The sequence below is a fragment of the Mesorhizobium metallidurans STM 2683 genome, assembly GCF_000350085.1.
Classification (GTDB): domain Bacteria; phylum Pseudomonadota; class Alphaproteobacteria; order Rhizobiales; family Rhizobiaceae; genus Mesorhizobium; species Mesorhizobium metallidurans.
The window spans coordinates 176,979-200,105 of record NZ_CAUM01000006.1 but is presented as its reverse complement, the minus strand read 5'-3'; the positions used below and the strand labels follow the sequence as shown (position 1 = coordinate 200,105).

Here is a 23,127-nt window from a genome sequence, read left to right as displayed (position 1 = left end):
GTCCATCTTGATCGAAGAGGCCATCGTCAATTCCCCTCGAACACCGGTTTCTCCTTGGCGACGAACGCCTTATAGGCGCGCTCAAAATCCCCCGTCTGCATGCAGATCGCCTGCGCCTGCGCTTCCGCTTCGATTGCTTGGTCGAGCCCCATCGACCATTCCTGGTTCAACTGCGTCTTGGTGATGCTGTGCGCAAATGTCGGTCCGGAGACGATACGTGCCGCCATCTCCAGCGCGTCGGCTTCGAGCGCGGCGGCCTCGACCAGCCTGTTATAGAAACCCCAGCGCTCGCCTTCGGCGGCACTCATGGTGCGGCCGGTGTAAAGCAGTTCGGCGGCGCGGCCCTGGCCGATGATGCGCGGCAGGATCGCACAGGCGCCCATGTCGCAGCCGGCAAGGCCCACGCGGGTAAACAGGAAGGCGGTCTTCGCCTCGGGCGTGGCTATGCGGATGTCTGATGCCATGGCGATGATGGCGCCGGCGCCAACCGCCACGCCGTCGACCGCCGCAATGATCGGCTTGCCGCAGTTGAGCATCGCCTTGACGAAATCGCCGGTCATGCGGGTGAAGGCAAGCAGCGCCTTCATGTCCATCTTGACCAGCGGGCCGATGATGTCGTGCACATCGCCGCCGGAGCAGAAATTGCCGCCATTGGGCAGGAACACCACCGCATCGACATCGTCGGCATAGACGAGGTCGCGAAAAGTGTCGCGCAACTCGGCGTAGCTGTCGAAGGTTAGCGGGTTCTTGCGCTCCGGCCGGTCGAGCCGGATCTTTGCCACCTTGCCTTCGACCTGCCACAGGAAATGCTTCGGCTTGCGGTTTGCCATCCTTGTCATTCCCGTCCCTCCCAATTGCTGCGGAACGAATTCAGCATGCCGGTCAGCCGGCGCGCCTCATCCTCGCTGACGGTATCGAGCAGTTCGCCGACCCACCCCTCATGCGCGGCGGCGATCACGGCGAAGGCGTTTGAACCGTCCTCGGTCAGCCGCACCATCGAAGTGCGGCGGTCGCCATTGCGGCGGGCGCGGGCGACCAGGCCTTCGGAAACCAGCCGGTCGACGATTCCAGTCACATTGCCGTTCGACACCAGAAGGAAGCGCGACAGGTCGCTCATCAGCATGCCTTCCGGCGCACGGTAGAGTGCCGCCATCACGTCGAAGCGTGGCAGCGTGGTGTTGAACTCCTTCTTCAGCCGCTCGCGCAGCTCCGCCTCGATCGTGCGCGATGCGCGCAGCAGACGTATCCACAGGCGCAACCGGTCCTTGCCAGGCCCGGAGCGCGCGGGCAGGGGGCCGGCTACCATGTCTCGCCTCCCGAAACAGAAATCGCCTGGCCGGTTATCGACCCGGCCGCATCGCCGCACAGCCACAGCACCGCGGCGGCGACTTCCTCCGGCTGGATGAAATGGCCTTGCGGGTTTGTCGAGGCAAGGCTCGTCCGGGCTTCCTCAATCGAGCGGCCGGTCTTTTCGACGATGCGCTGGACGGACTCTTCCAGCATCTCGGTTTCGACGAAGCCCGGGCAGACGGCATTGACTGTCACCCCGGATTTCGCGGTCTCGGCGGCCAGCGCCCGCATCAGCCCGACGACGCCATGCTTGGCCGCGACATAGGCCGAGACGTAGGCGTAGCCCTTCAGCCCGGCCGTCGATGCGACGAACACGATCCTGCCCGCCTTCCGCGCCGCCATGCCGGCCAGCGCCGGCTTCACCGTCAGGAATGCCCCGGTGAGGTTGACGTCGAGCGTGCGCTGCCAGTCTGTTAGGGAGGTCCTATGCGCCGGCGCGCTGCCGGACATACCGGCATTGGCGACAACGATGTCGAAAGGTCCGCGCGCTGCTTCCGCGTTGCTGTAGAGCGACGCCATCGATGCTTCGTCGGTGACGTCGGCCGCGATACCGAAGATGCGATCGCTCCCCCCCGCGACTTCGGCGAGCGCCGCCTTGCGCCGGCCGCAGATGGTGACAGTGATGCCGGTCCCTGCCAGTGCCAATGCGATGGCCCGGCCGACGCCGGAGCCGCCACCGGTGACAAGGGCGTGCCTGCCCGCGATTGTTCCGGCCGCGCTCATACTTTCAGCCCCGCTGCGGCGTCGCGTTCGGCCAGACGGTAAATCTGGTCGCGGCCGGGCAGATAGGGATCCGGCCATTTGACGCCGCGATCGCCAAGCGTCACGGCCGCATGCAGAGTCCAGTAGGGGTCCGTAAGATGCGGCCGCGCCAAGGCGACAAGGTCGGCGCGGCCGGCCATCAGGATCGAATTGACATGGTCCGGCTCATAGATATTGCCGACCGCCATCGTCGCCATGCCGACCTCGTTGCGGATGCGGTCGGAAAACGGTGTCTGGAACATGCGGCCATAGACCGGTCTGGCGTTGGCCGAAGTCTGGCCGGCCGAGACGTCGCAGATGTCGACACCGGCCTCGTGCAGCAACCTGGCGATCTCGACCGCATCGGCCGGCGTCACCCCTTCGATGCCGACCCAGTCATTGGCCGAGATGCGCATGGAAACAGGCTTTTCGGCTGGCCAGACAGTGCGCACGGCACGGAAGATCTCCAGGGGATAGCGCATGCGGTTTTCCAGCGAGCCGCCATAGGCGTCGGTGCGCCGGTTGGTCAGCGGCGTGATGAAGGACGACAGGAGATAGCCATGCGCGGCATGGATCTCCAGCATGTCGAAGCCGCAACGATCAGCCATCTCGGCCGAGGCCACGAACTGGTCGCGCACCAGATTCATGTCGGAGCGGTCCATCGCCTTCGGCACCTGATTCTCAGGCGACCATGCGACCGCCGCCGCCGCCATGACGGGCCAGTTGCCGGATGGCAGTGGCACGTCGGTTCCCTGCCAGCCGAGCCGGGTCGAACCCTTGGCGCCGGAGTGGCCGATCTGGGCGCAGATTTTTGCTTCCGTCTCGGCATGGACGAAGTCGACCAGCCGCTTCCACGCCATTTCATGCTCGGGCGCGTAGAAGCCGGGACAGCCGGGCGTGATGCGGCCTTCCGGGCTGACGCAGGTCATCTCGATATAGACCAGGCCGGCACCACCCTTGGCGCGTTCGGCATAGTGGGCGAAATGCCAATCGGTCGGGCAGCCGTCGACGGCCTTGTACTGTGCCATCGGCGAGACGACGATGCGGTTGTTGAGCGCCATATCACGCAGCCGGAACGGCGCGAACATCGGTGCACGGCGCAAGCTGTTGCCGCCGGCGCCTGCCTGGCGCTGGAACCATTCTTCCGCGCCGGCCAGCCACTCGGCGTCGCGCAGCCTGAGATTCTCGTGGCTGATGCGCTGCGAGCGCGTCAGCAGCGAATAGTTGAATTGTACTGGATCGAGGCCGAGATAGCGCTCGACCTCCTCGAACCATTCGAGCGAATTGCGCGCCGCCGATTGCAGCTTCAGCACCTCGGTGCGCCGCGCGTCCTCGTATTTGCGAAACGCCGCCTCGAGGTCGGGCTCGGACTTGACATAGTCGGCCAGCGCCACGGCGCTTTCCAGCGCCAGCTTGGTGCCCGAACCGATTGAGAAATGCGCTGATGCCGCCGCGTCGCCCATCAGGGCAAGATTCTCATACGACCAGCGCTCGCACAGCACGCGCGGAAAATTGATCCAGGCCGAACCCCTGATGTGATTGGCATTGGTCATCAGCGCATGGCCGCCAAGATGCTTGGCGAAGATCCGTTCGCAGACGGCGATCGATTCCTGCTGCGTCATCGCGCCGAAGCCGAAGCCGTTCCAGGTCTGCTCACTGCATTCGACGATGAAGGTCGCTGTCTCGCTGTCGAACTGGTAGGCATGCGCCCACACCCAGCCATGCTCGGTCTTCTCGAAGATGAAGGTGAAGGCATCGTCGAATTTCTGGCTGGTGCCAAGCCAGACGAACTTGCATTTGCGGGTGTCGATATCCGGCTTGAAGATGTCGACAAAGGTGTTGCGCGCTTTCGAGTTCAACCCGTCGGCGGCGACCACCAGGTCGTGGCTCTCCATATAGGGCCGGGGGTCGGCGATATCGGTTTCGAAGACGAGCTTGACGCCGAGTTCGCGCGCCCGCCGCTGCAACAGGATGAGCAGCCGCTTGCGGCCTATGCCGCAGAAACCGTGCCCGGTCGAGACCGTGCGCACGCCGTCATGAATGACAGCAATGTCGTCCCAATAGGCGAAGTGTTTTTTGATCCAGACGGCACTGACCGGATCGTTCCTGGTCAGATTGTCGAGCGTCTCTGCCGACAGCACCACGCCCCAGCCGAACGTGTCGTCGGCGTGGTTGCGCTCGAACACCGTCACCTCATGGGTGGCGTCGCGGAGCTTCATCGAGATGGCAAAGTAGAGCCCGGCTGGTCCGCCGCCGAGAACCGCAACCTTCATGCCTGCGATCTCCTTTTCGCCTCGGGTCGCCGGCAAGGCAGGCGATCCCGATTTTCAGTATCGCGCCACATGTGCATTATTTCAAGCTTAAAGTTTTATGTTGAAACGAATCGGGCGTCGCGCGATACAGACAGCCCCGCGAGAAGCGGAGCGTACGCGGCGAGCCTGCGGGATACGAACTCCGTGAAGAGCCGCACGCGCTTCGTCTTGCGTGTCTCCCCCTGCGTGAGGAGCCAGAGCGTTCCGTACATGTGCAGGTCGCTGCCCGGCACCCTCACCAGTAGGGGGTCGGCATCGCCGACGAAGCACGGCAGTGTCGTGATCCCGAGCCCCTGCCGTACAGCAGCGATCTGCGCCTCGGCGTCCGTGGTCCTGAATGGAACCCCCGTGGTGCGAACCTCACCCTCGCTGGCCCAGTCCGGGATTCCATGAATGCTTATGACGATCCACCGGATGGGATCAGGCGCGCCCGCACGCCACGCGGCTAGTCGATCGCAGGACATGTAGACGCCGCCGAACAGCTCCGGTCCCTTCAGGCCGTGAAGATTGAGCGGCAGGGTTTTGCGGTCGTAGACGACGCGGATCGCCACGTCGGCCTCTCGGCTGGTCAGATTTGCCAGCTCGCCGGACGATAAGATTTCCATCTCGATGTCCGGATGCAGACGCGCGAAATCGGCGAAGTGCGGCATGAGCAGGTGTGTCGCGAGGGGCGGCGCCAGCGTCACCCGCAGAAGCCCGCGCACGCTCTGGTCGCGCCCGAAGACGCGCGTCTCCAGCTGGTGCGACGACGCCTCCATCTGGTTCGCGAACTCGAGGACCTCCTCGCCTGCAGCCGTCAGGCGGTAGCCCGAAGGCAGCTTTTCGAACATCTGCGCCCCGAGGCGTTCCTCGAGCTGAGCGATGCGTCGCAGCACGGTCGAGTGATTCACCCCGAGGCGCCCGGCGGCAGCCCGCACCGAGCCTCCGCGCGCGACGGCAAGAAAGTAGCGAACGTCATCCCAGTCGATCATGGTGCAATCCGGCACCGCGCGGTGCGCCTTCCAAAGCCCGTATCTAACACATCGAACAGCAGTACGGGCCGTTATAATAGCCTATGTCGACGAGCGCGACCCAATTCCGAACGGCGGACACCGATCGTCGCGGCTGGTGTCAGTCGTCCAGCCGGATCGATTTCGCACCACCGATGTGCGCGCTTCCGCACTCAACGCCTGACTCCGGCGGACCTATTTTGGGGTTCTCGGGGGCAGATGCTGTCCCGACACCACAAAAGGAGAAATCATGGGAAAGCTTGAGGGTAAGGTTGCAGTCATCACGGGTGGATCGAGCGGCATGGCGCTGGCGAGCGCCAAGCGGTTCGTTGAAGAAGGCGCCTATGTTTTCATCACGGGCCGGAGGCAGGAGGCGCTTGACGAGGCCGTCAAGCTGATCGGCCGGAACGTGACCGGCGTGCGCGGCGACGCGGCCAATCTCGACGACCTCGACCGCCTGTTCGACACGGTCAAGCGGGAAAAGGGCGAGATCGACGTCCTGTACGCGAGCGCCGGCATGGGCGAAGGCGTCCCACTGGGCGAGATTACCGAGCAGCACTTCGATGCGACCTTCAACCTGAATGCGCGCGGCACGCTGTTTACGGTTCAGAAGGCGTTGCCGCTGTTCAACGATGGCGGATCGATCTTGATGACCGGGTCAGTTGCTTCGATCAAAGGTTTTCCTGGTTACAGCGTGTATGCGGCGAGCAAGGCGACGTTGCACGCATTCGCACGCGGTTGGCTCAACGAACTGAAGGGCAGGAATATCCGGGTGAACGTGCTGCACCCGGGGCCGACCGCCACACCGATGCAGGACCAGGTTCTCACCGAGGAGGCGAAGCAGATGTTCGAATCCCTGATCCCGCGGGGCAAGATGGGTCGTTCCGAGGAAATCGCGGCGGTCGCGCTGTTTCTTGCTTCAGACGATTCGAGCTTCGTGAATGGGGTGGAGTTGTCTGTCGACGGCGGCTTCTCGGCCATCTGACTTCGCGCCGGATCGCCGGAAGTGGCTGACCGTCCGGCCGCGCCGAAGTCGTTCACGGCGGGACGTGTACGCGAAGGTCGCCACACAGCGGAACGGATGACCCAGCGCCGTTGAGGGCCGGGGAATCAATATCAACACGGATCGGAGAAGTATCATGAGCTACGCGATTATAGGATTCGGTGCGGTAGGCCAGGCCCTCGCCCACGCCTTCGCCCGTAAAAACGTCAAGGTGGCCGTGGCGAGCCGCCGGCCGCCCGAGGCGTTGGCGCCGCAGGCTCAGGCGATTGGACCCACGGTCGTCGCCAAGTCGCTGCGGGATGCACTCGAGGCCGACACAATCATCTTGGCGGTCCCGTTCGGGGAGCATCGCGAGGTTGCGAAGGCCCTGCCGAGCTGGAAAGGCAAGACAGTCATCGATGCGATGAACGCGTTTCCAGTCCCTGAAGAGCTGGGCGGTCTCCCGTCCTCCGCCTTCGTCGCGAAGTCGTTCACCGGCGCCAAGTTCGTGAAAGGTTTCAATCACCTGGTTGCGGCCACCCTGGCTGCCGATCCGATCGTCGAGGGCGGGCACCGGGTCGTCTTTCTGTCGAGCGACGACGAGGACGCGATCGCTCCCGTGGCGGCCTTGGCCAAACAACTCGGGTTCGCACCCGTCAAGCTGGGAAAGCTCAACGAGGGTGGCGCGCTGGTGCACGCACGCGGCCGCACTTGGGGCCAGCTGATCTTCCAGGACCTGTTCAAGAAGGAGCAGTAACGGATTTACTGTCCACTATCAGAGGTGCTGCTTGCCCGGGCCCGTCCATGAGTCCACGCGGGCTAAGTCATAATCCGAGGTCCGGAAGCGGCGAGGGCTTCGACGTCCCCTTTCCACCCCCAAGCGAATTTCAGGAGGTCGGCTTTCCAGACAGCGGCCGTCGCGCCGCCATCTCTTGATCAGGTTTCTGCACAGCCTGAGGGGCGTGCTTGCGGCTGGTTCCGCAAGCACGCTCCCGCTTACTTTTCCGGGCTCTTTGGGCTCCACAACGCCGTCTCGGCGCCCTTCTCATAGGCCATGCCTTCGGGATAGCTGATCGCCTCCAACTGCAGGCCCCAGGGCGCCTGGAAATAGAGGATGGTCTGCCCGGCGGCCGGCCCCTCCTTGACCGGCAGCGGCCCCATTCGTGTCTTCACGCCCTTGGCATCGAGATATGTCTTGGCGGCTGCGACATCATCGACATAGAAGGCGATGTGGAAGCCGCCAATGTCGCTGTTCTTCGGTGTCGCGTCCTTCTGGTCCGGCGCGGTGTATTTGAACAGCTCGATGTTCGATCCGTAGCCGCAGCGGACCAGGGTGATCTCCTCGATCACCGCCTTGGGGTCGACGCCAAGCAGATCCTGCATGAACGTGCCCTTGTCGTCGGCGAACGGGCCGAACGCCATCGCCTTCTTGCAGCCGACCACCTCGGTGAAGAAATCGACGGCCTGCTTCATGTCTGGCACGGTGATGCCGGTGTGGTCGTGGCCGCGCATGCCAGGTATCGCATCAGCCGAGGCCGCACTCATTGAGCCGAGCATGGCGGCCACAAGCATCGTGTGTCTGATCGCGTATTTCATTCCAGTCACCCTCCGTTTCGCGGGCTGACTTGTCGGCGCACGTCCGAGGCCCGCTTTTCGGCGTGCGGATGCGTTGAGCTTTCTCATGTCGGGGCTTTCGCGGCGGGCCGCAGCCAGTCCGCGTCGATCTCGGGCAGCGGAATGGCCGCGATCAGGTCGCGCGTATAGGCCTGCTGTGGATTTTCGAACAAGGCGTCGGTGGCGCTGGCTTCGACGATCCTGCCTTCGCGCATGACGATCACCTGTTTGCAGAGCCGCCGGATCACCGATAGATCGTGGCTGATGAAGGCGACGGTCAGGCCCATCTCGGCCGCCAGTTTTTCCAGCAGCGTCAGGATTTGCGCCTGCGTCGACACGTCGAGGCCGGAAACGATCTCGTCGGCCAGCACGAATTTCGGTGACAGCGCCAGAGCGCGCGCAATGCCGACCCGCTGGCGCTGGCCGCCCGACAGTTCGTGCCGGTAGCGGCTGGCAAAGCTTTGTGGCAAGCCGACACGCAGCAAGGCTTCGGAGACGCGGGCCTTCAGATTGTCGCCAAGCCCATTCTGCTTGAGCGGGGCGGCGATGATGCTGGCAATGGTGCGGCGCGGATTGAGCGACGACATCGGATCCTGAAAGATCATCTGCAGATTGCGGCGCAGCGGCCGCAGCTCCGCCTCCGGCAGATGCGTGATATCGCGGCCGTCGAAGCTGATGCTGCCGGCGCTTGGTTCCAAGAGACGCACCAGGGCGCGGCCGAGCGTCGATTTGCCCGATCCGGATTCGCCGACGATGCCGGTCACCGAGCCCTTGGGCAGGTCGAAGTCGAGGCCTTTCAGGATCTCGGCCAACGGGGCGCGGCCGATCAGCGGCTTGCGCGTCATGTCGGGTAGGGCAACCTTCAGCCCACGCACGGAAAACAGCGGCTCAGCCATGCGGGCGCCTCCAGGCCTGGTCTGCAGCGGCGATCTCCGAAGCAAGCCCGGCCAGCACCGCCTCATCCACCGGCTTCAGCGAGGCGAGCGGATCGGTGTAGCGCGGCGTCGCCGCCATCAGCGCCCGCGTATAGGGGTGCTGGGGTGCTGCGAAGAGATCAGCCGTCTCGGCTTCTTCCACCACCTTGCCGGCATAGAGCACCGACACTTTCTGGCTGATCTTGGCGACGACGCCGAGATCGTGGGTGACGAACAGGATCGCCGTGCCATGATCGCGCTGCAATTGCGCGATCAGGCGCAGGATCTGCTTCTGCACGGTGACGTCGAGTGCGGTGGTTGGCTCGTCGGCAACGATCAGCCTTGGTTCGGCTGCGAAAGCGGCTGCGATCAGCACGCGCTGGCGCATGCCGCCTGAAAGCTCGTGCGGATAGCATTTCAGCACGCGGTCCGGCTCGCGGATCTGCACCTCGTCCAGCAATTGCCGAATGCGGGCGTCCGCCCTTTGTCCACTCCAGCCAAGGATGCGCACCAGCCTATCCGTCATCTGCGGGCCGATGCGGCGCGACGGGTTGAGCGCGGTCAGCGGGTCCTGCGGGATCAGCGCCGTGCGGGCGCCGATCAGCGTGCGCCGTGCCTTCGGTTGAAGCTTTCCGAGGTCCTCGCCCTCAAGCAGCATATCGCCTTCGACGATACGCACGCTCGAAGGCAGCACGCCGAGCACCGCCTTGCCGATCATCGTCTTGCCGGCGCCGCTCTCGCCGACCAGCGCGCGCACCTCGCCGGGCTGGACGGAGAGCGACACCGAGCGCAGCACACGCTGGCCGTTCGCCAGCACGGCGCTGAGGCTGCGGATATCGAGGCAGGGTTTGACGGCCAGACTCATCGCAACACCGGATCGAAACGTGCCTTCAATGCTTCGCCAAACTGGCTGAATGACAGCACGGTCAGGATCAGCGTGATCAGCGGGAACACCAGCACCCACCACGCCTGATGGATCGACAGCCGGCCCTCGGCGATGATGCCGCCCCAGGTCGGGTCGTCGGTCGAGATCGACAGATTGACGAAGGACAGGATCGCCTCGACGATCACGGCGATGCCCATCTCCAGCGACAGCAATGCGACGATCGACGGCACCACATTGGGCAGCACTTCGCGCAGCATGATGCCGATGCGGCCATAGCCGGCGATGCGGGCATTCTCGATATAGTCCATGCGCGACTGGCCCATCGCCTCTGCGCGGATCACCCGGCAAAAGCGCGTCCAGTCGATGATGGCTATGGCGAGGATGACGGAGCTGAGGCCTGTGCCGAGCACGGCGACCAGCAGGATGGCGAACAGCACCGGCGGAAACGCCATCCAGACATCGACGATGCGCGAGATGATGCGGTCGGCCCAACCGCCGAAGTAACCTGCGATCAGGCCCAGCGTCGAGCCGACCAGGCAGGCGGCAAAAGCCGCGGCGAAAGCGACGATAAAGGCGATGCGGCCGCCGAAGATCAGCCGCGACAGGAGATCGCGGCCGAGGCTGTCGGTGCCCAGCCAATAGCCGGGCTCGGCTCCATCAATCCAGAATGGCGGCAGCCGTTCCAGCATCAGATCCTGCGCCAGCGGATCCTGCGGCGCGACCAGCGGCGCGAAGATCGCAGCCAGCAGCGCTATCAGAAGCCAGCCGCCGGCCAGCCACAGGCGCGGCGACACACCTCGCCTTCGTGCGCGGCCCTCATCCATGGCGCAGCCTCGGATTGAGCAGCGCATACATCATGTCGACGCTGAGATTGATCAGCACGAACAGCAGTGCGAAGACCAGCACGATGCCCTGGATCAGCGGCAGGTCGCGGTTGATGACGGCGTCGATCGCCATGTTGCCGAGACCTTCATAGGAAAACAGCCGCTCGACGATGACGGTGCCGCCGATGAGGAAGGTGAACTGCACGCCGACCAGCGTCAGTGTCGGCAAGGCGGCATTCTTCAGCGCCTCGCGCAGGATGACCTGCGTTTCCGAGAATCCCTTCACCCGCGCCAGCGTCACGTAGTCGAGCGTGATCACCTCCTTGAGCGACATCTTCAGCAACTGCGAAATGATCGCCGCCAGCGGCAGCGCCAGCGCCAGCGCCGGCAGGACCATGTGGCTCATCAGATCCCGCGTTACGTCGAAGCGTAGCCGCAGAATGCTCTCAAAGAGATAAAACTGGGTGACGAAGGGCAGGTCGAGCTGCGGCGACACGCGGCCGGAAATGTCGAACACCGGGATCAGCACGCCGAACAGCAGGATCAGCACCAGGCCCCACAGGAAATCGGGAATGGAAAGCGCCGTGCCGCTGGCGATGTCGATGCCGGCTTCGACCGCCGTGCCGCGTTCGCGCGCCCCGAGGATCGCCGCCGTGCCGCCGATCGCCACCGCCATCAGAAGCGCTGTGACGGCGAGCTCCAGCGTCGCCGGCAGCCGGTTGAATACCAGCCCGAGTACGTCCTGCCTCAGCGAGATCGACGTGCCGAAGTTGCCCTGCAACACGCCGGACAGCCAGATGAAGAATTGTTGGACGATGGTCTTGTCGAGCCCGTAGAGCCCGCGCAGCCGGGCGATATCGGCATCGGTAGCACCTGGCGGCAGCATCATGGCAATCGGGTCGCCGGGCGCGACGCGGATGACGACGAAGACCACGACGGCCACGCCGAACAGCGTGATCAGCATCGTCAAAAGACGGATCAGAAATCTTGCAGAAGCATGCTGGCTGAAGCCTAGTGCGTTTCAGTGGCTGATGGAACGAACCGCCCCCTCATCCGGCCGCTTCGCGGCCACCTTCTCCCCGAGGGGAGAAGAGGTCGCAAACGGCTGAGCCAGTCTCTTCTCCCCAGCGGGGAGAAGGTGGCCCGAAGGGCCGGATGAGGGGGCCTGCGTCGCTGGAGGAGACACGCCACCGTGCCTCCTCATATCTATTAGGCCGGGGTCATCAGCGCCGGCAGCAGCGCGCCTGAGACATGCTGCACCACATTGACGCCCTTGGCATGCACGATCGGCTGCGCATATTGCATCAGCGGCAGCACATAGGCCTGCTCGGCGATGTATTTGTCGACCGCCTTCCAACCGGCGATGCGCTTGACCTCGTCCTTCTCACCCCACAGCGGGTTGATGATGTCGATCAGGTTCTGGCTGTCCCACACTGAATGCGGGCTCGGCCCGTACATGGCAAAGCCGGTCGACGTGGTCGGATCGCCGATCGCATTGCCCCAATTGTAGAAGGCTGCCGGCGCCAGCTTGTCTGCGGCGCGCAGCTCGTAGTGCTTGGCGATCTCGTAGACCTCGATCGTCGCCTCGATGCCGACCTTGCGCCACATGCCGACGATCGCCTGGATCATCTCGTAGTCCTTGGGCTTGAAGCCCTTGGTCGTCTGTATCGTGAACTTGACCGGCTTTTCCGTCGAATAGCCGGATGCGGCCAGCAATTCCTTGGCTTTTTCCGGATTGTGCTCGACCTTGATCGATGGATCGTAGGCGGCGTATTCCGGTGTTTCCAGCGTATCGATCGGCTGGCCGTAGCCGCGCAGCAGGCGGTCGACCAAAAGCTTCTTGTCGACCGCCATCACCGCGGCCTGGCGAACGTTCTTGTCCAGCATCACCTCGATGTCGTTGAAGAAGATCATGCCGATGTCGGAGACGTTCTTGCACGAGCCGGCAAGCCCGTCCTTGGCGATCAGCCGGTCATACTCCTCATAGGGGATTTCGATCGTCACCTGCGAGGAACCCGACTCGATTTCGGCGACACGGCTCGCCGCGTCGGTGACGAACTTGATCGTCAGATTCTCGAAGGCCGGCTTGCCGCCCCAATAGTTCGGATTAGCCTTGAGGCGCAGGAAGGCGTTGCGCTCGAACTTGTCGACCATATAGGGGCCGGTGCCGATCGGCGCCTTCTCGAAACCCTCGGCCCCGACCTTCTCGTAATAGGCCTTCGGCATGATGTAGCCGGTCAGGAACGACATCCACTTGAAATACACCGGGTCGAATTGCACCACGTCGCCGGTGATTTTGTTGCCGTCGATCTTGAAGTTGTTGACGTTTTTCCAGACGAACTGGATCGGGTTGCCGGTCTTTTCGTCGCCCGCCCGCTGCAGCGACCAGACCACGTCCTCGGCCGTGAACGGCGAGCCGTCATGCCAGGTCACGCCCTCGCGCACCGTCATCATGATCTTGGTGCGGTCGTCGTTCCAGCCCCATTCGGTGAGCAGGCCGGGCGCGAAGGACAGGTCCGGCTTCTGCGGGATGAACTGGTCGAACACCGACTGGTAGAGCCCCTGGATGGTCGGATTGACCGCCGATGGCCCCGTGGTCGGGTCCCAGGACGGCAGGTTGACATTGTAGGCGATGGTCAGTTCGCCAGCAGCCTTGGCGATCTGCGGCAAGCCGATGGCGGCCGCGCCAAGTGCTGCGGCACTGTATCCGAGCAATTCGCGTCTGTTGATAGTCATGGTCGTTCCCCTGTTGGTTGTATTTTCTTTGCGCGGCGTCTGTGACTAATCAGTGGGTTCAGGCTCCTTGGGCGGCCGCGCCTCGCCCTCCTTCACACCAGAGTTTCCTTCACCCGGAAGAATCCTGTTTCTACCTCCCGCCAAGCTGTTGCGCGAGCATGTAGCCCGAGGCCGCACCGGCGCCGGCGCCCGGCCATGTCGCTGCACCAGTGAGATGCAGATTGCCGACCGGCGTGTTCCAGCCGGCGTATCCGCGTGCCGGGCGAAACAGAAAATTCTGCGCCAGATGGTGGCTGCCGCAGACCTGGTCGCCGCCGACGAGGTTGGGATTCTCGCGTTCGAGGTCGAGTGGCGAAAACACGGCGCGGCCGAGGATCTTCTGTCGCAGGCCGGGCGCGTAGCTCTCGATGATGCCGAGCACGCGCTCGGCATATTGCTCCTTGACCAGATCCCACCGTCCCGGGGCGATCTGGCCTGCCGCATCGCCGGATATTTCGGCCGGCAGCATGCGCACCTGCACCCACAGCACATGCTTGCCTTCAGGTGCGCGAGAAGGATCGATCGCGGTCGGCTGGCCGACGACCAGCACCGGCTCGTCCGGCAGCATGCCGGCGATCGCCTGCTGATAGGTGCGCGACATGGCGTCGAGCGACGGCGACAGATGCACATAGGCGAATTGACGAAGCTCGGCGCCGGCGCGCCAGTCCGGCAAATCGTCCAATGCCAGATGGATCATCATGGTGCCCGGCGCGTGGCGGAATTTTTTCATTGCCGCGTCGAAGCCGGCATCACCGGAACCATTGGGCAGAAGCTTGCCGGGCAGCGCCCTTGGCGCAACACCGGCGATGACCGCCTTGCTGGCGATATGGAAGTCGCCGGACGCGAGCCGCACGCCGGTGGCCTTGCCGGCGGCAACGGTGATCTCGGCCACCTCGGCGCCGGTGGCGATCTTGCCGCCGGCTGATGTGACCATGCCGGACAGGGCACGGATGATGGTGTCGGCGCCGCCCTTGCCGAGCACCATGCCGAAGCACTGGTTGGCCATCGATTCCAAATAGGGGAACACCGCGCCGCCGGCGATATCCGGGGCGAAGTCGAGATGCATGCCCCAGGCGGCGAGCGTCGTCCTGACATGCGCGGACTCGAAATTTTCCTCCAGCCACGCGCGGGTTGAAGACAGCAACAACCGCCCGGTATCGAGCGCGCCGGACATGCCTTTCTTGCGCCACAGGTTCCACGCGGTGCCGGCAACAGCGCGGGCGCTCATCGGTGAGCCCAGCACCCTGAACAGATGCTCGGCCTCTCCGGGGAAGGCCGCGACCAGCCGGCGCCAGGTGGCGGCGTCGGCTTGCGAGAAGGCGGCGATGCGCGAGGCGGTCTTTTCCAGGTCGTTGCTGACGCCGAACCAGCGACCGTCCGGGAAGGCGCTGGCGAAGCAATCGGCAACGGCTGAGAATTCCAGCCCGTGGCTTTTCAATTCATTTGCATATTTCCGATGGAAGGCCGAGCCGGCGAACAGGCTGAGATTCATCGCGCCGAAATCGTGCCGGAAGCCGGGCAGTGTGAATTCGCGGGTCTGGACGGCGCCGCCTATCGTTTCGCTGCGCTCGAAAACTCCGGTTTTCCAACCCTTGAGCGCCAGATGCGCGGCGCATGCCAGACTGTTGTGGCCCGCCCCGACGAATATGGCGTCAAACTCGCTCACGCCCACCCAGCCCATTTCCTTTATGCTTAAAGATAATTGCAGATGCATATGTTTTCGTCTAGTAGGATATTAAGGGCCGCAACGAGCCTTCAGAGCTATCCACCAAGAGGGAACAGAGACCATGGAAACGCAAAAACTCCTCGGCGAAGTCGCCGGCCAGCTTCTTTCAGGCGCCATCCAGGTGGTCGACCTGTCGGCGCCGCTCGGGCCGGACACGCCGCTGATCAAGCTGCCGCCGGAGCTTGCCGTCGACACGCCGAAGGTCGAGATCCATTCGATCTCCCGCTATGACAAGAACGGCCCGTGGTGGGCCTGGAACTGGCTGAAGCTCGGCGAGCATTCGGGCACGCATTTCGACGCGCCGCAGCACTGGATCACCGGCAAGGACTACCCGGACGGCGCCACCGACACCATTCCGGCGCAGAACTTCGTCGGTCCGGTCAACGTCATCGACTGCTCGAAGGAAGCCGCCGCCGACTACGATTTCCTGCTCACCGTCGATCACATCAAGGCTTGGGAAGCCAAGCATGGCGCGATCAATGCCGGCGAGTGGGTGGTGATGCGCACCGACTGGTACAAGCGCAACGGCTCGGAGGCCGAATTCCTCAATGCCAACGAGACCGGCCCGCATACGCCCGGACCGACGGCCGAAGCCATCCAGTTCCTGATCGGCAAGGACATCAAGGGCTGGGGCAGCGAGACCATCGGCACCGATGCCGGCAAGGCCGGCGGCATGGAGCCGCCATTCCCGGCGCACACCCTGATGCACAAGGCCAACCGCTACGGCCTCGCCAGCCTCTGCAATCTCGACCGGCTGCCGCCAAAGGGCGCGATCCTGATCGCAGCACCGCTCAAGATCGAGCACGGCACCGGCAGTCCGATCCGCGCGCTGGCGCTGGTGCCGAGGCAATAGGACGAGGTGGCGGTCTTCGGGAGAAGATCATGCTCGCAGGTAACGCTGTAGGGACGGATCGGGAGCGGCAGCGTTACAACGCTGGCGCTCTACGACGCCCCCCTCTGTCCTACCGGACATCTCCCCCTCAAGGGGGGAGATTGGCCGTCGCCACTGCCTTCGCCAATTTTCAACGTTGCAGGAATGAGCGGAGCGCCGAAGCCGCTAATCTCCCCACTAGAGGGGGAGATGTCCGGCAGGACAGAGGGGGGCGCGAAGGAACGCCAACCTGCGCGATTGAATCTCAACTCCCAGCGAGCAAGCAGCGATGAACGCGCCCGATCACATCATCGTCGGCAGCGGCATCAATGCGCTGGTCTGCGCGGCGATGCTTGGCGGCAAGGGCGCGAAGGTGCTGGTGCTTGAGCGCAACGACCGCATCGGCGGCTGCATGCGCACCGAGGAGATCACCGCGCCCGGCTTTATCCATGATGTGATGGCGACGACCTTCGTGCTGTTCATCACCTCGCCGGCCTTTGCCGCACTAGGCAAGGATCTGGCGCGGCACGGGCTGGAATTCTGCCACACCGCCACGCCTACAGGCGTGCTGCGCCCCGATGGCAGCCATGCCGTGCTGCGAACTGACCGCGCTGCCAACATCGCGGCGCTCAATGCCATAGCTTCCGGCGACGGCGATCGCCACGGCAGCGATGTCGGCGACATCGAGCGCAATGCCGGCCTGCTGTTCGGCCTGCTCGGCGGCAGCCTGTGGTCCTACCCGACGACGAAGCTTATGGCAGGCGAGGCCTGGCGGCGCAAACCGCGCGGCCTTGCCGCTTTCCTCGGCGAAGCGCTGGTGCCGGCGCGCGGCTGGCTGGAAAGCACCTATCAGTCTGAAACCATCCGCGCGCTGTGGGCGCCCTGGGTGCTGCATGCCGGCCTCGGTCCGGAAGACGCCTTCTCCGGCCAGATCGCCAAGGTCATCGCGTTTGCGCTGGAGGTCGCCGGCGCGCCGATCGTCAAGGGTGGGGCGAAGAACCTGCTTGCCGCATTCGAAGCCTTGATCGGGGAAAGGGGCGGCGAAATTCGCACCGGCGCCGACGTCGCCTCAATCGTTCAGAGCGATGGTCGCGCCAGCGGCGTGCGGCTGGTATCGGGCGAGACGATCACGGCGAGCAAGAGCGTCATCTGCTCGGTCGCGCCGACGCAGCTTTACGGCCGGCTGTTAGGCAAGGACGCGCCGGAGGCTGCCGTCGAGGCGACCCAGAAATACCGCTACGGCAAGGGCAATTTCCAGATCCATTATGCACTGAAAAAGCCGCCTGCCTGGCACGGCGAGGGACTCGACAAGGTGGCGCTGCTGCATTTGACACCGGGTCTGGACGGCGTCTCCAAGGCTTGCAACGAGGCGGTGCGCGGCCTGCTGCCGGAGGTGCCGACCATCTGCGTCGGCCAACCGCACGCGCTCGACCCGTCGCGCTGTCCCGATGGCAAGGCGATCCTGTGGCTGCAATTGCCCGAGGCGCCGCGCCACATCAAGGGCGATGCCGCCGGCAAACTCGAGACACCGGCCGACGGCCGCTGGTCCGAGAAGCTGCGCGAGGCCTATGCCGATCGCGTCGAAGCAATCCTAGCCAGCCACATCGACGGCTTCAAGGACAGCGTGATTACGCGCCGCCCCTATTCGCCGGCCGATCTGGAAGCCATGAATATCAACCTGGTCGGCGGCGATCCCTATGGCGGCTCCTCGACCATCGACCAGTCGTTCCTGTGGCGACCGTTCAAGGCAAGCCGCAATCACGACACCGGCATCAAGGGCCTCTACCATATCGGCGCCTCGACTCATCCCGGCGCCGGGCTGGGCGGTGGTTCCGGCTTTCTGCTTGCGGGGAGGCTGTGATGGAACAGAAGGTAGCCGAAAAACGCCAGCGCATCTCGACCCTCGGCCAGATCGGCCTGCAGCAATTCGCGCCCTATCTGATGAATCGCATCATGGGCCGCTACAACGCCACCTTGCGCGACGATTTCCGCAAGCAGGGCCTGACCATCCCGCAGGTCCGCACGCTGGCGGTGCTGTCGGTGACCGACGGCGTCACCATCAACGACCTCTCGGTCTATACGGTGATCGAGCAGTCGACCCTGAGCCGCACGCTCGATACGCTGGAAGGGCAGGGCCTGGTGCGGCGCGAGCAGGGCGTCACCGACAGCCGCATTCGCCATGTATTCCTGACCGACGATGGCCGCGCCGAGTTCACCCGTGCCTGGCCGGCCATGCATGATGCATTCGAGGCGATGTTCGACGGCATTGACGATGCCGAATATGCAGCACTGATCGCTACGCTGCTGAAGATGCTGAAGAACATTCGCAAGCACGAGATTTGAGTTGATGTACGCGCCGCCCTGCCGGGCGGCAACGGAAGGAGGCCACCATGGCCGAACGGTCTTTTGCCAAGGAAGTCGAAAAACTCCGGCTCGGCGCCGGCGAGGAGTTCGCCGGCGAAGGTATCCTCGCCATCACCAAGGCGCTGCTGCAATGCGGCGTCGGCTATGTCGGCGGCTACCAGGGTGCGCCGATCAGTCACCTGATGGACGTGCTGGCCGACGCGCAGGACATTCTGGGCGAACTCGGCGTGCATTTCGAGGCCAGCGCCTCGGAAGCAACCGCCACCGCCATGTTGGCCGCCTCGGTGCACTACCCGATCCGGGGTGCGGCCACCTTCAAGTCGACGGTCGGCACCAATGTCGCCTCCGATGCGCTCGCCAACCTTGCCTCCGGCGGTGTCACCGGCGGCGCGCTGATCATCGTTGGAGAGGATTATGGCGAGGGCTCCTCCATCATGCAGGAGCGCAGCCATGCGTTTGCCATGAAGAGCCAGGTCTGGCTACTCGATCCGCGCCCTAATTTGCCGTCGATCGTCAAGGCGGTGGAGGACGGTTTTGAGCTGTCGGAAGCCTCCAACACGCCGGTCATGCTGCAGGTCCGCATCCGCTGCTGCCATGTCCACGGCCATTTCATCGCCAAGGACAACAAGCGGCCGCCAATGTCGGTGGCCGATGCGCTGGAAGCGCCGCGCCGCGACACCGGCCGCATCGTGCTGCCGCCAGCCTCCTTCCTGCACGAGAAGGAAAAGGTGCAGAAGCGCTGGCCGGCGGCGGTGGATTTCATCAAGAGCCGCAAGATCAATGAGTTCTTCGGCTCGGATCATGGCTCGGTCGGCATCGTCATGCAGGGCGGCATGTACAATGCGGTCATCCGTGCGCTGCAGCGTCTCGGCCTCGCCGACACCTATGGTGTGACCGACGTGCCGCTCTATGTGCTCAACGCCGTCTATCCCCTGGTCGACGACGAGTTCCTGTCCTTCTGCGAGGGTAAGGATGCCGTGCTCGTCGTCGAGGAAGGCCAGCCCAACTATATCGAGCAGGCCTTTGCCGCGATGCTGCACAAGGCCGGACGTGGCACAAAGCTCGTCGGCAAGGAGCATCTGCCGATGGCCGGCGAATACACCGGCCAGGTCATGCTCGATGGCATTGGCTCGTTCCTGCGCGCTGAAGCCCCGCATTTGCTGCCGGGCGAGGTGCGGGCGCCGAACAAATCAGGCGAGGGCGTCGATACCGCCGACCTGATCAACGTCGTTCCCGGCCGTCCGCCCGGCTTCTGCATCGGCTGTCCGGAGCGGCCGATCTTCGCCGCCACCAAGCTGGTCGAACAGGAACTCGGCAAGCACCACATCGCCTCAGACATCGGCTGCCATCTGTTCTCGATCATGCCGCCTTTCGAGCTCGGCGCCACCACCATGGGCTATGGGCTGGGGCCGGCTTCCGCCTCGGCGTTCAATTCGCCCGATGCCAAACGCCGCTCGATCTCCTTCGTCGGCGATGGCGGCTTCTGGCACAACGGCCTGACCTCGTCGATCGGCAATGCCGTGTTCAACAAGAACGACGGCGTCATCGTCATCGTCGACAATTTTTACTCAGCGGCGACGGGGGGACAGGATATTCTTTCATCCCGTGCGGGTAACAAGACCAAATCGACCAAGCATCCGATCACCGAAGCGGTGAAAGGCATGGGCGTCAAATGGCTGCGTCACATCGACCGCACCTACGATGTCGGCAAGATGCAGGCCACGCTGCGCGAGGCGCTGACGACGGACGAGAAGGGGCCAAAAGTCATCGTCGCCTCGTCCGAATGTATGCTCAACCGCCAGCGCCGTGAAAAGCCGCTGGTCGACAAGGCGATCAAGGGCGGCGAGCGGATAGTGAAGCCGAAATTCGGCGTCGACGAGGACATCTGCACCGGCGACCATGCCTGCATGCGGCTTTCCGGCTGCCCGTCGCTGTCGGTGAAGTCGCTCGACGATCCGCTGCGCGACGATCCGGTGGCGCATATCGACCAGAATTGCGTCGGCTGCGGCAATTGCGGCGAGGTAGCGGATGCCGCGGTGCTCTGCCCGTCCTTCTACCGCGCCGATGTGGTCCACAATCCGAGCCGCTGGGACCGCTTTCTCGAAAGCGCTCGCCGTTCGACGATCGGCATCCTGCAGCGGCGCCGCGAAAGCCGGCGCCTGACCTTCGCCGATGCTTGACGCTGTCCCATCATCTCGCCCTGGGGCCGGCGCTTCGGACGAGCCCGTCATCAAGCTTGCCGTGCTGGCGGTCGGCGGCCAGGGCGGCGGCGTGCTGGCCGACTGGATCACCGACGTCGCCGAGCGCAACGGTTATGTCGCGCAGTCAACCTCGGTCGCCGGCGTCGCCCAGCGCACCGGCGCCACCATCTACTATGTTGAGATGTGCCGCGACACCGGCCGGCTGCCGGTCTTTGCGCTGTCGCCGTCGCAGGGCGACGTCGACATATTGGTCGCCGCCGAGCTGATGGAGGCTGGCCGCGCCATCATCAGGGGATTTGTCACGCCCGAGCGCACCACGCTGATCGCTTCCTCGCACCGCATCGCCGCCGTGTCGGAAAAGATCGAACCCGGCGACGGTCGCGCCTCGTCCTCAAAAGTCCATGCAACTGCCGAAGCGGCGTCCAGGCGCTTCATCGCCTTCGACATGGAGAAGATCGCCGCCGACAATGGCTCGATGATCTCGGCCAGCCTGCTCGGCGCGCTCGCTGGCTCCGACGCGCTGCCCTTCACGCGCGAGAGCTACGAGCAGGCGGTCAGTGCCGGCGGCCGGGGTGTAAAGGCCAGCCTTGCCGCCTTCGGTGCCGCCTATGACCGCGCGCGTGGCATTGCCGGGGCTGACCCATCTGGCGACAAGCTTGAGAAGCCGGCCGTTTCTGAAACCGGTCCGGGTGTCATTGGACAAGTGAGCGGCCCGCAAAGTCTCTTGCTGGGCTGGCAGCAGCTGGCTGCCCGCATCGATGATTTGCCGGCTTCTGTTCGCGACATGGCCATGCTCGGCCTGAAAAAAGTCGTCGACTATCAGGACATCGCCTATGGCCGCGAATATCTCGACCGGCTCGACCGGGCCGCCGCTCTGGACAATGCCGATGGCTACGGGGCCGACCATGCCTACGCGCTGTCGATCGCTGCGGCAAAGCATCTGGCCAATGCCATGTGCTACGACGACATGATCCGCGTCGCCGATCTCAAGACCCGCTCGACCCGCGACAAGCGGGTGCGCCGCGAGGTCGGCGTCAAGGACGGGACGGTCCTGCAGGTGACCGAATATTTCCATCCGCGCATCGAGGAGTTCTGCGGCACGCTGCCGGCGGGGTTGGGCAGCTACATCGAGAGCCGGCCGAAGCTCGCGGCCTTTCTCGACCGCCGCATCAATCGCGGTCGCCACATCCGCACCGACAGCTTTGCCGGTTTCGCCGCGCTCTGGGTCATTGGCGGCCTGCGCCGCTGGCGCCGCCGGCTGCTGCGCCACAAGATCGAGACCGCCCATATCGAGCGCTGGTATGATCTGGCGCTTGGCCATGTCCGGCAAGATTACGCGCTGGCCGTCGAGATACTCAACTGCCGCCGGCTGATCAAGGGCTACAGCGACACCCATGCCCGCGCGCAATCCAAGTTCGGCCGCGTGCTGTCGGCGCTCGACCTTGTCAAGGGCCGCACTGATGCGGCCGACTGGATCAGGCGCCTGCGCGAAGCAGCGCTCAAGGACGAGAAGGGCGACATGCTCGATGGCGCGCTGAAGACCGTGGCGTCGTTGGGCTCGCATCTGGAAAATTGAAGCGCTCCGGGTCCGAACCACTCAGGAATATCGAGCAAGCCAGTCATCTCAAAGATGACTGGCTTGCTCGTCCTTCTAATCAAAGACGCTATATCCATTCGCGGAAGCGCGTGCCCGCCTTGAGGAATGCATCCATGACTTGGAATTCTGCGAGGCGTTTCTTTCGTCTCTCAGGAGTCCGCATTTTGAGAGAGTGGAATTCCACATATGCGGCATAGAGATCGCGATGGCTTCCGGACCGGATCATGTCGTCGAGGATCTCGTACTCCGCCCCTTCGACATCGAGTTTGAGAACGACCACGTCGTACAGTTCACGCTTCGCTCGGATCATCTGTGACAGCGAAAACGTTTCGACGAGGTCCGGGGTAAATCGTAGCGATTGATACAAGCTTTCGTTGTGGTCAAAGACGATCGAGCAACCCAGATGGGTGGGACCCGACCGCTCCGGAGGGGGACCAAACAGTTCAGTATAGCCATCTTTCACGCTTGCCGCCTTGACGACGATCTCCATCGTCGCATTTTCTGAACGCAAGGCATCAAGATGCGGCAGGCAATTCTTGTTGGGTTCGACCAGAACGTAGTCGTAGCGGTCGGGAGTGTAGTACCGAGAAAAGTATTTATATCCCTGGCCGATGTTTGAACCACAGTCGATAAACAATCCGCGCTTTCCCTCTGCCTTGAGCTTGGACGATGCCTGCCTTGCATCGGTCCCAACACGGCGACGGAGCCATAGCGACCTAAGCGGTTCGCTCAACGACCAGGCTGACAATTGGATGAACCGACCAAACCCCTCGGCTCTCAAAATATGCGCTGCTTGCTGGGTCTTTCTATTAAGCTTTGTTGCCAATTGGACAATCGGCGCCGTTGCAGCAATGAACATCCTCTGCCTCCGGATTGCCCCCCGCCCAAGGTTGACCGTTCCGTTGGATATAAATGCTTGAACTTCGTACAGAGCTTCCGATCCGCAATGCTACTTGGGAAGCGAGCGTGGGAAACTACGCT

20 protein-coding genes are annotated in these 23,127 nt (G+C 63.7%); 7 read left to right on the top strand and 13 right to left on the bottom strand.

Annotated elements, in window-relative coordinates; translation table 11 throughout:
• Nucleotides 1-26: 26 nt before the first annotated feature.
• The 5 genes from MESS2_RS01865 to MESS2_RS01845 form a co-directional block, all read right to left on the bottom strand.
• Nucleotides 27-839 (bottom strand): enoyl-CoA hydratase family protein, encoded by an 813-nt coding sequence (locus MESS2_RS01865; protein WP_040591798.1) that lies wholly within the window; start codon nt 837-839, stop codon nt 27-29.
• Nucleotides 836-1,306, bottom strand: a complete 471-nt coding sequence (locus MESS2_RS01860) for a MarR family winged helix-turn-helix transcriptional regulator (protein ID WP_008872346.1) — start codon at nt 1,304-1,306, stop codon at nt 836-838. The genes MESS2_RS01865 and MESS2_RS01860 overlap by 4 nt, the downstream gene beginning before the upstream one ends.
• The gene (locus MESS2_RS01855) at nt 1,300-2,073 is read right to left on the bottom strand and encodes an SDR family NAD(P)-dependent oxidoreductase (RefSeq protein WP_008872345.1); all 774 of its coding nucleotides are present in this window, start codon (nt 2,071-2,073) and stop codon (nt 1,300-1,302) included. Before MESS2_RS01855 ends, MESS2_RS01860 begins: the two co-directional genes overlap by 7 nt.
• The gene (locus tag MESS2_RS01850; protein WP_008872344.1) at nt 2,070-4,364 is read right to left on the bottom strand and encodes a bifunctional salicylyl-CoA 5-hydroxylase/oxidoreductase; all 2,295 of its coding nucleotides are present in this window, start codon (nt 4,362-4,364) and stop codon (nt 2,070-2,072) included. The genes MESS2_RS01855 and MESS2_RS01850 overlap by 4 nt, the downstream gene beginning before the upstream one ends.
• Nucleotides 4,365-4,459: 95 nt before the next feature.
• Nucleotides 4,460-5,374, bottom strand: a complete 915-nt coding sequence (locus MESS2_RS01845) for a LysR family transcriptional regulator (protein WP_008872343.1) — start codon at nt 5,372-5,374, stop codon at nt 4,460-4,462.
• 268 nt (nt 5,375-5,642) lie between these two features.
• Between MESS2_RS01845 and MESS2_RS01840 the strand changes: the two genes are divergently transcribed.
• Nucleotides 5,643-6,377, top strand: a complete 735-nt coding sequence (locus MESS2_RS01840) for an SDR family NAD(P)-dependent oxidoreductase (RefSeq protein ID WP_008872342.1) — start codon at nt 5,643-5,645, stop codon at nt 6,375-6,377.
• Nucleotides 6,378-6,531: 154 nt separating this feature from the next.
• Complete coding sequence (locus tag MESS2_RS01835; RefSeq protein ID WP_008872341.1) at nt 6,532-7,131, top strand: NADPH-dependent F420 reductase; 600 nt, start codon at nt 6,532-6,534, stop codon at nt 7,129-7,131.
• A 239-nt stretch (nt 7,132-7,370) separates the two neighbouring features.
• Here the strand turns inward: MESS2_RS01835 and MESS2_RS01830 are convergent, their stop codons facing one another.
• The 7 genes from MESS2_RS01830 to MESS2_RS01800 form a co-directional block, all read right to left on the bottom strand.
• Nucleotides 7,371-7,970 carry a VOC family protein gene (locus tag MESS2_RS01830; protein WP_008872340.1) on the bottom strand — a complete coding sequence of 200 codons (600 nt, stop codon included), beginning with the start codon at nt 7,968-7,970 and terminating at the stop codon, nt 7,371-7,373.
• An 83-nt stretch (nt 7,971-8,053) separates the two neighbouring features.
• On the bottom strand, nt 8,054-8,884 hold the full coding sequence (locus tag MESS2_RS01825; RefSeq protein ID WP_008872339.1) for an ATP-binding cassette domain-containing protein: 831 nt from the start codon (nt 8,882-8,884) through the stop codon (nt 8,054-8,056).
• A complete protein-coding gene (locus MESS2_RS01820) occupies nt 8,877-9,767 on the bottom strand; it encodes an ABC transporter ATP-binding protein (RefSeq protein ID WP_008872338.1) in 891 nt (296 codons plus the stop codon). Before MESS2_RS01820 ends, MESS2_RS01825 begins: the two co-directional genes overlap by 8 nt.
• Nucleotides 9,764-10,612: an ABC transporter permease gene (locus MESS2_RS01815; RefSeq protein WP_008872337.1), complete on the bottom strand. Its 849-nt coding sequence runs from the start codon at nt 10,610-10,612 to the stop codon at nt 9,764-9,766. The genes MESS2_RS01820 and MESS2_RS01815 overlap by 4 nt, the downstream gene beginning before the upstream one ends.
• Entirely contained in the window at nt 10,605-11,594 is a 990-nt protein-coding gene (locus MESS2_RS01810; protein ID WP_040591795.1) for an ABC transporter permease, read from the bottom strand. The genes MESS2_RS01815 and MESS2_RS01810 overlap by 8 nt, the downstream gene beginning before the upstream one ends.
• 227 nt (nt 11,595-11,821) lie before the next feature.
• Nucleotides 11,822-13,348: an ABC transporter substrate-binding protein gene (locus tag MESS2_RS01805; RefSeq protein ID WP_008872335.1), complete on the bottom strand. Its 1,527-nt coding sequence runs from the start codon at nt 13,346-13,348 to the stop codon at nt 11,822-11,824.
• Nucleotides 13,349-13,478: 130 nt separating this feature from the next.
• The gene (locus MESS2_RS01800) at nt 13,479-15,053 is read right to left on the bottom strand and encodes a phytoene desaturase family protein (protein ID WP_083918325.1); all 1,575 of its coding nucleotides are present in this window, start codon (nt 15,051-15,053) and stop codon (nt 13,479-13,481) included.
• A 121-nt stretch (nt 15,054-15,174) separates the two neighbouring features.
• Here MESS2_RS01800 and MESS2_RS01795 point away from each other — a divergent pair, with 121 nt between their 5' ends.
• The 5 genes from MESS2_RS01795 (at nt 15,175) to MESS2_RS01775 (ending at nt 22,125) form a co-directional block, all read left to right on the top strand.
• The gene (locus MESS2_RS01795; protein WP_008872333.1) at nt 15,175-15,966 is read left to right on the top strand and encodes a cyclase family protein; all 792 of its coding nucleotides are present in this window, start codon (nt 15,175-15,177) and stop codon (nt 15,964-15,966) included.
• Between the two features lie 307 nt (nt 15,967-16,273).
• Complete coding sequence (locus MESS2_RS01790; RefSeq protein WP_008872331.1) at nt 16,274-17,845, top strand: phytoene desaturase family protein; 1,572 nt, start codon at nt 16,274-16,276, stop codon at nt 17,843-17,845.
• Nucleotides 17,845-18,327 (top strand): MarR family winged helix-turn-helix transcriptional regulator, encoded by a 483-nt coding sequence (locus MESS2_RS01785; RefSeq protein WP_008872330.1) that lies wholly within the window; start codon nt 17,845-17,847, stop codon nt 18,325-18,327. The genes MESS2_RS01790 and MESS2_RS01785 overlap by 1 nt, the downstream gene beginning before the upstream one ends.
• 47 nt (nt 18,328-18,374) lie before the next feature.
• A complete protein-coding gene (locus MESS2_RS01780) occupies nt 18,375-20,528 on the top strand; it encodes a thiamine pyrophosphate-dependent enzyme (RefSeq protein WP_008872329.1) in 2,154 nt (717 codons plus the stop codon).
• Nucleotides 20,521-22,125 carry an indolepyruvate oxidoreductase subunit beta family protein gene (locus MESS2_RS01775; RefSeq protein WP_008872328.1) on the top strand — a complete coding sequence of 535 codons (1,605 nt, stop codon included), beginning with the start codon at nt 20,521-20,523 and terminating at the stop codon, nt 22,123-22,125. Before MESS2_RS01780 ends, MESS2_RS01775 begins: the two co-directional genes overlap by 8 nt.
• 88 nt (nt 22,126-22,213) lie before the next feature.
• Here the strand turns inward: MESS2_RS01775 and MESS2_RS01770 are convergent, their stop codons facing one another.
• Entirely contained in the window at nt 22,214-23,005 is a 792-nt protein-coding gene (locus MESS2_RS01770; RefSeq protein ID WP_008872327.1) for an FkbM family methyltransferase, read from the bottom strand.
• Between the last annotated feature and the right edge of the window lie 122 nt (nt 23,006-23,127).

What these genes read in the sequence shown, in the direction of transcription:
- MESS2_RS01790 (WP_008872331.1), top strand. Translation starts at nt 16,274, where the DNA reads ATGAACGCGCCCGATCACATCATCGTCGGCAGCGGCATCAATGCGCTG.
- MESS2_RS01860 (WP_008872346.1), bottom strand. Translation starts at nt 1,306, where the DNA reads ATGGTAGCCGGCCCCCTGCCCGCGCGCTCCGGGCCTGGCAAGGACCGG.
- MESS2_RS01850 (WP_008872344.1), bottom strand. Translation starts at nt 4,364, where the DNA reads ATGAAGGTTGCGGTTCTCGGCGGCGGACCAGCCGGGCTCTACTTTGCC.
- MESS2_RS01815 (WP_008872337.1), bottom strand. Translation starts at nt 10,612, where the DNA reads ATGGATGAGGGCCGCGCACGAAGGCGAGGTGTGTCGCCGCGCCTGTGG.
- MESS2_RS01865 (WP_040591798.1), bottom strand. Translation starts at nt 839, where the DNA reads ATGACAAGGATGGCAAACCGCAAGCCGAAGCATTTCCTGTGGCAGGTC.
- MESS2_RS01845 (WP_008872343.1), bottom strand. Translation starts at nt 5,374, where the DNA reads ATGATCGACTGGGATGACGTTCGCTACTTTCTTGCCGTCGCGCGCGGA.
- MESS2_RS01770 (WP_008872327.1), bottom strand. Translation starts at nt 23,005, where the DNA reads ATGTTCATTGCTGCAACGGCGCCGATTGTCCAATTGGCAACAAAGCTT.
- MESS2_RS01785 (WP_008872330.1), top strand. Translation starts at nt 17,845, where the DNA reads ATGGAACAGAAGGTAGCCGAAAAACGCCAGCGCATCTCGACCCTCGGC.
- MESS2_RS01775 (WP_008872328.1), top strand. Translation starts at nt 20,521, where the DNA reads ATGCTTGACGCTGTCCCATCATCTCGCCCTGGGGCCGGCGCTTCGGAC.
- MESS2_RS01835 (WP_008872341.1), top strand. Translation starts at nt 6,532, where the DNA reads ATGAGCTACGCGATTATAGGATTCGGTGCGGTAGGCCAGGCCCTCGCC.
- MESS2_RS01830 (WP_008872340.1), bottom strand. Translation starts at nt 7,970, where the DNA reads ATGAAATACGCGATCAGACACACGATGCTTGTGGCCGCCATGCTCGGC.
- MESS2_RS01795 (WP_008872333.1), top strand. Translation starts at nt 15,175, where the DNA reads ATGGAAACGCAAAAACTCCTCGGCGAAGTCGCCGGCCAGCTTCTTTCA.
- MESS2_RS01840 (WP_008872342.1), top strand. Translation starts at nt 5,643, where the DNA reads ATGGGAAAGCTTGAGGGTAAGGTTGCAGTCATCACGGGTGGATCGAGC.
- MESS2_RS01825 (WP_008872339.1), bottom strand. Translation starts at nt 8,884, where the DNA reads ATGGCTGAGCCGCTGTTTTCCGTGCGTGGGCTGAAGGTTGCCCTACCC.
- MESS2_RS01780 (WP_008872329.1), top strand. Translation starts at nt 18,375, where the DNA reads ATGGCCGAACGGTCTTTTGCCAAGGAAGTCGAAAAACTCCGGCTCGGC.
- MESS2_RS01805 (WP_008872335.1), bottom strand. Translation starts at nt 13,348, where the DNA reads ATGACTATCAACAGACGCGAATTGCTCGGATACAGTGCCGCAGCACTT.
- MESS2_RS01820 (WP_008872338.1), bottom strand. Translation starts at nt 9,767, where the DNA reads ATGAGTCTGGCCGTCAAACCCTGCCTCGATATCCGCAGCCTCAGCGCC.
- MESS2_RS01855 (WP_008872345.1), bottom strand. Translation starts at nt 2,073, where the DNA reads ATGAGCGCGGCCGGAACAATCGCGGGCAGGCACGCCCTTGTCACCGGT.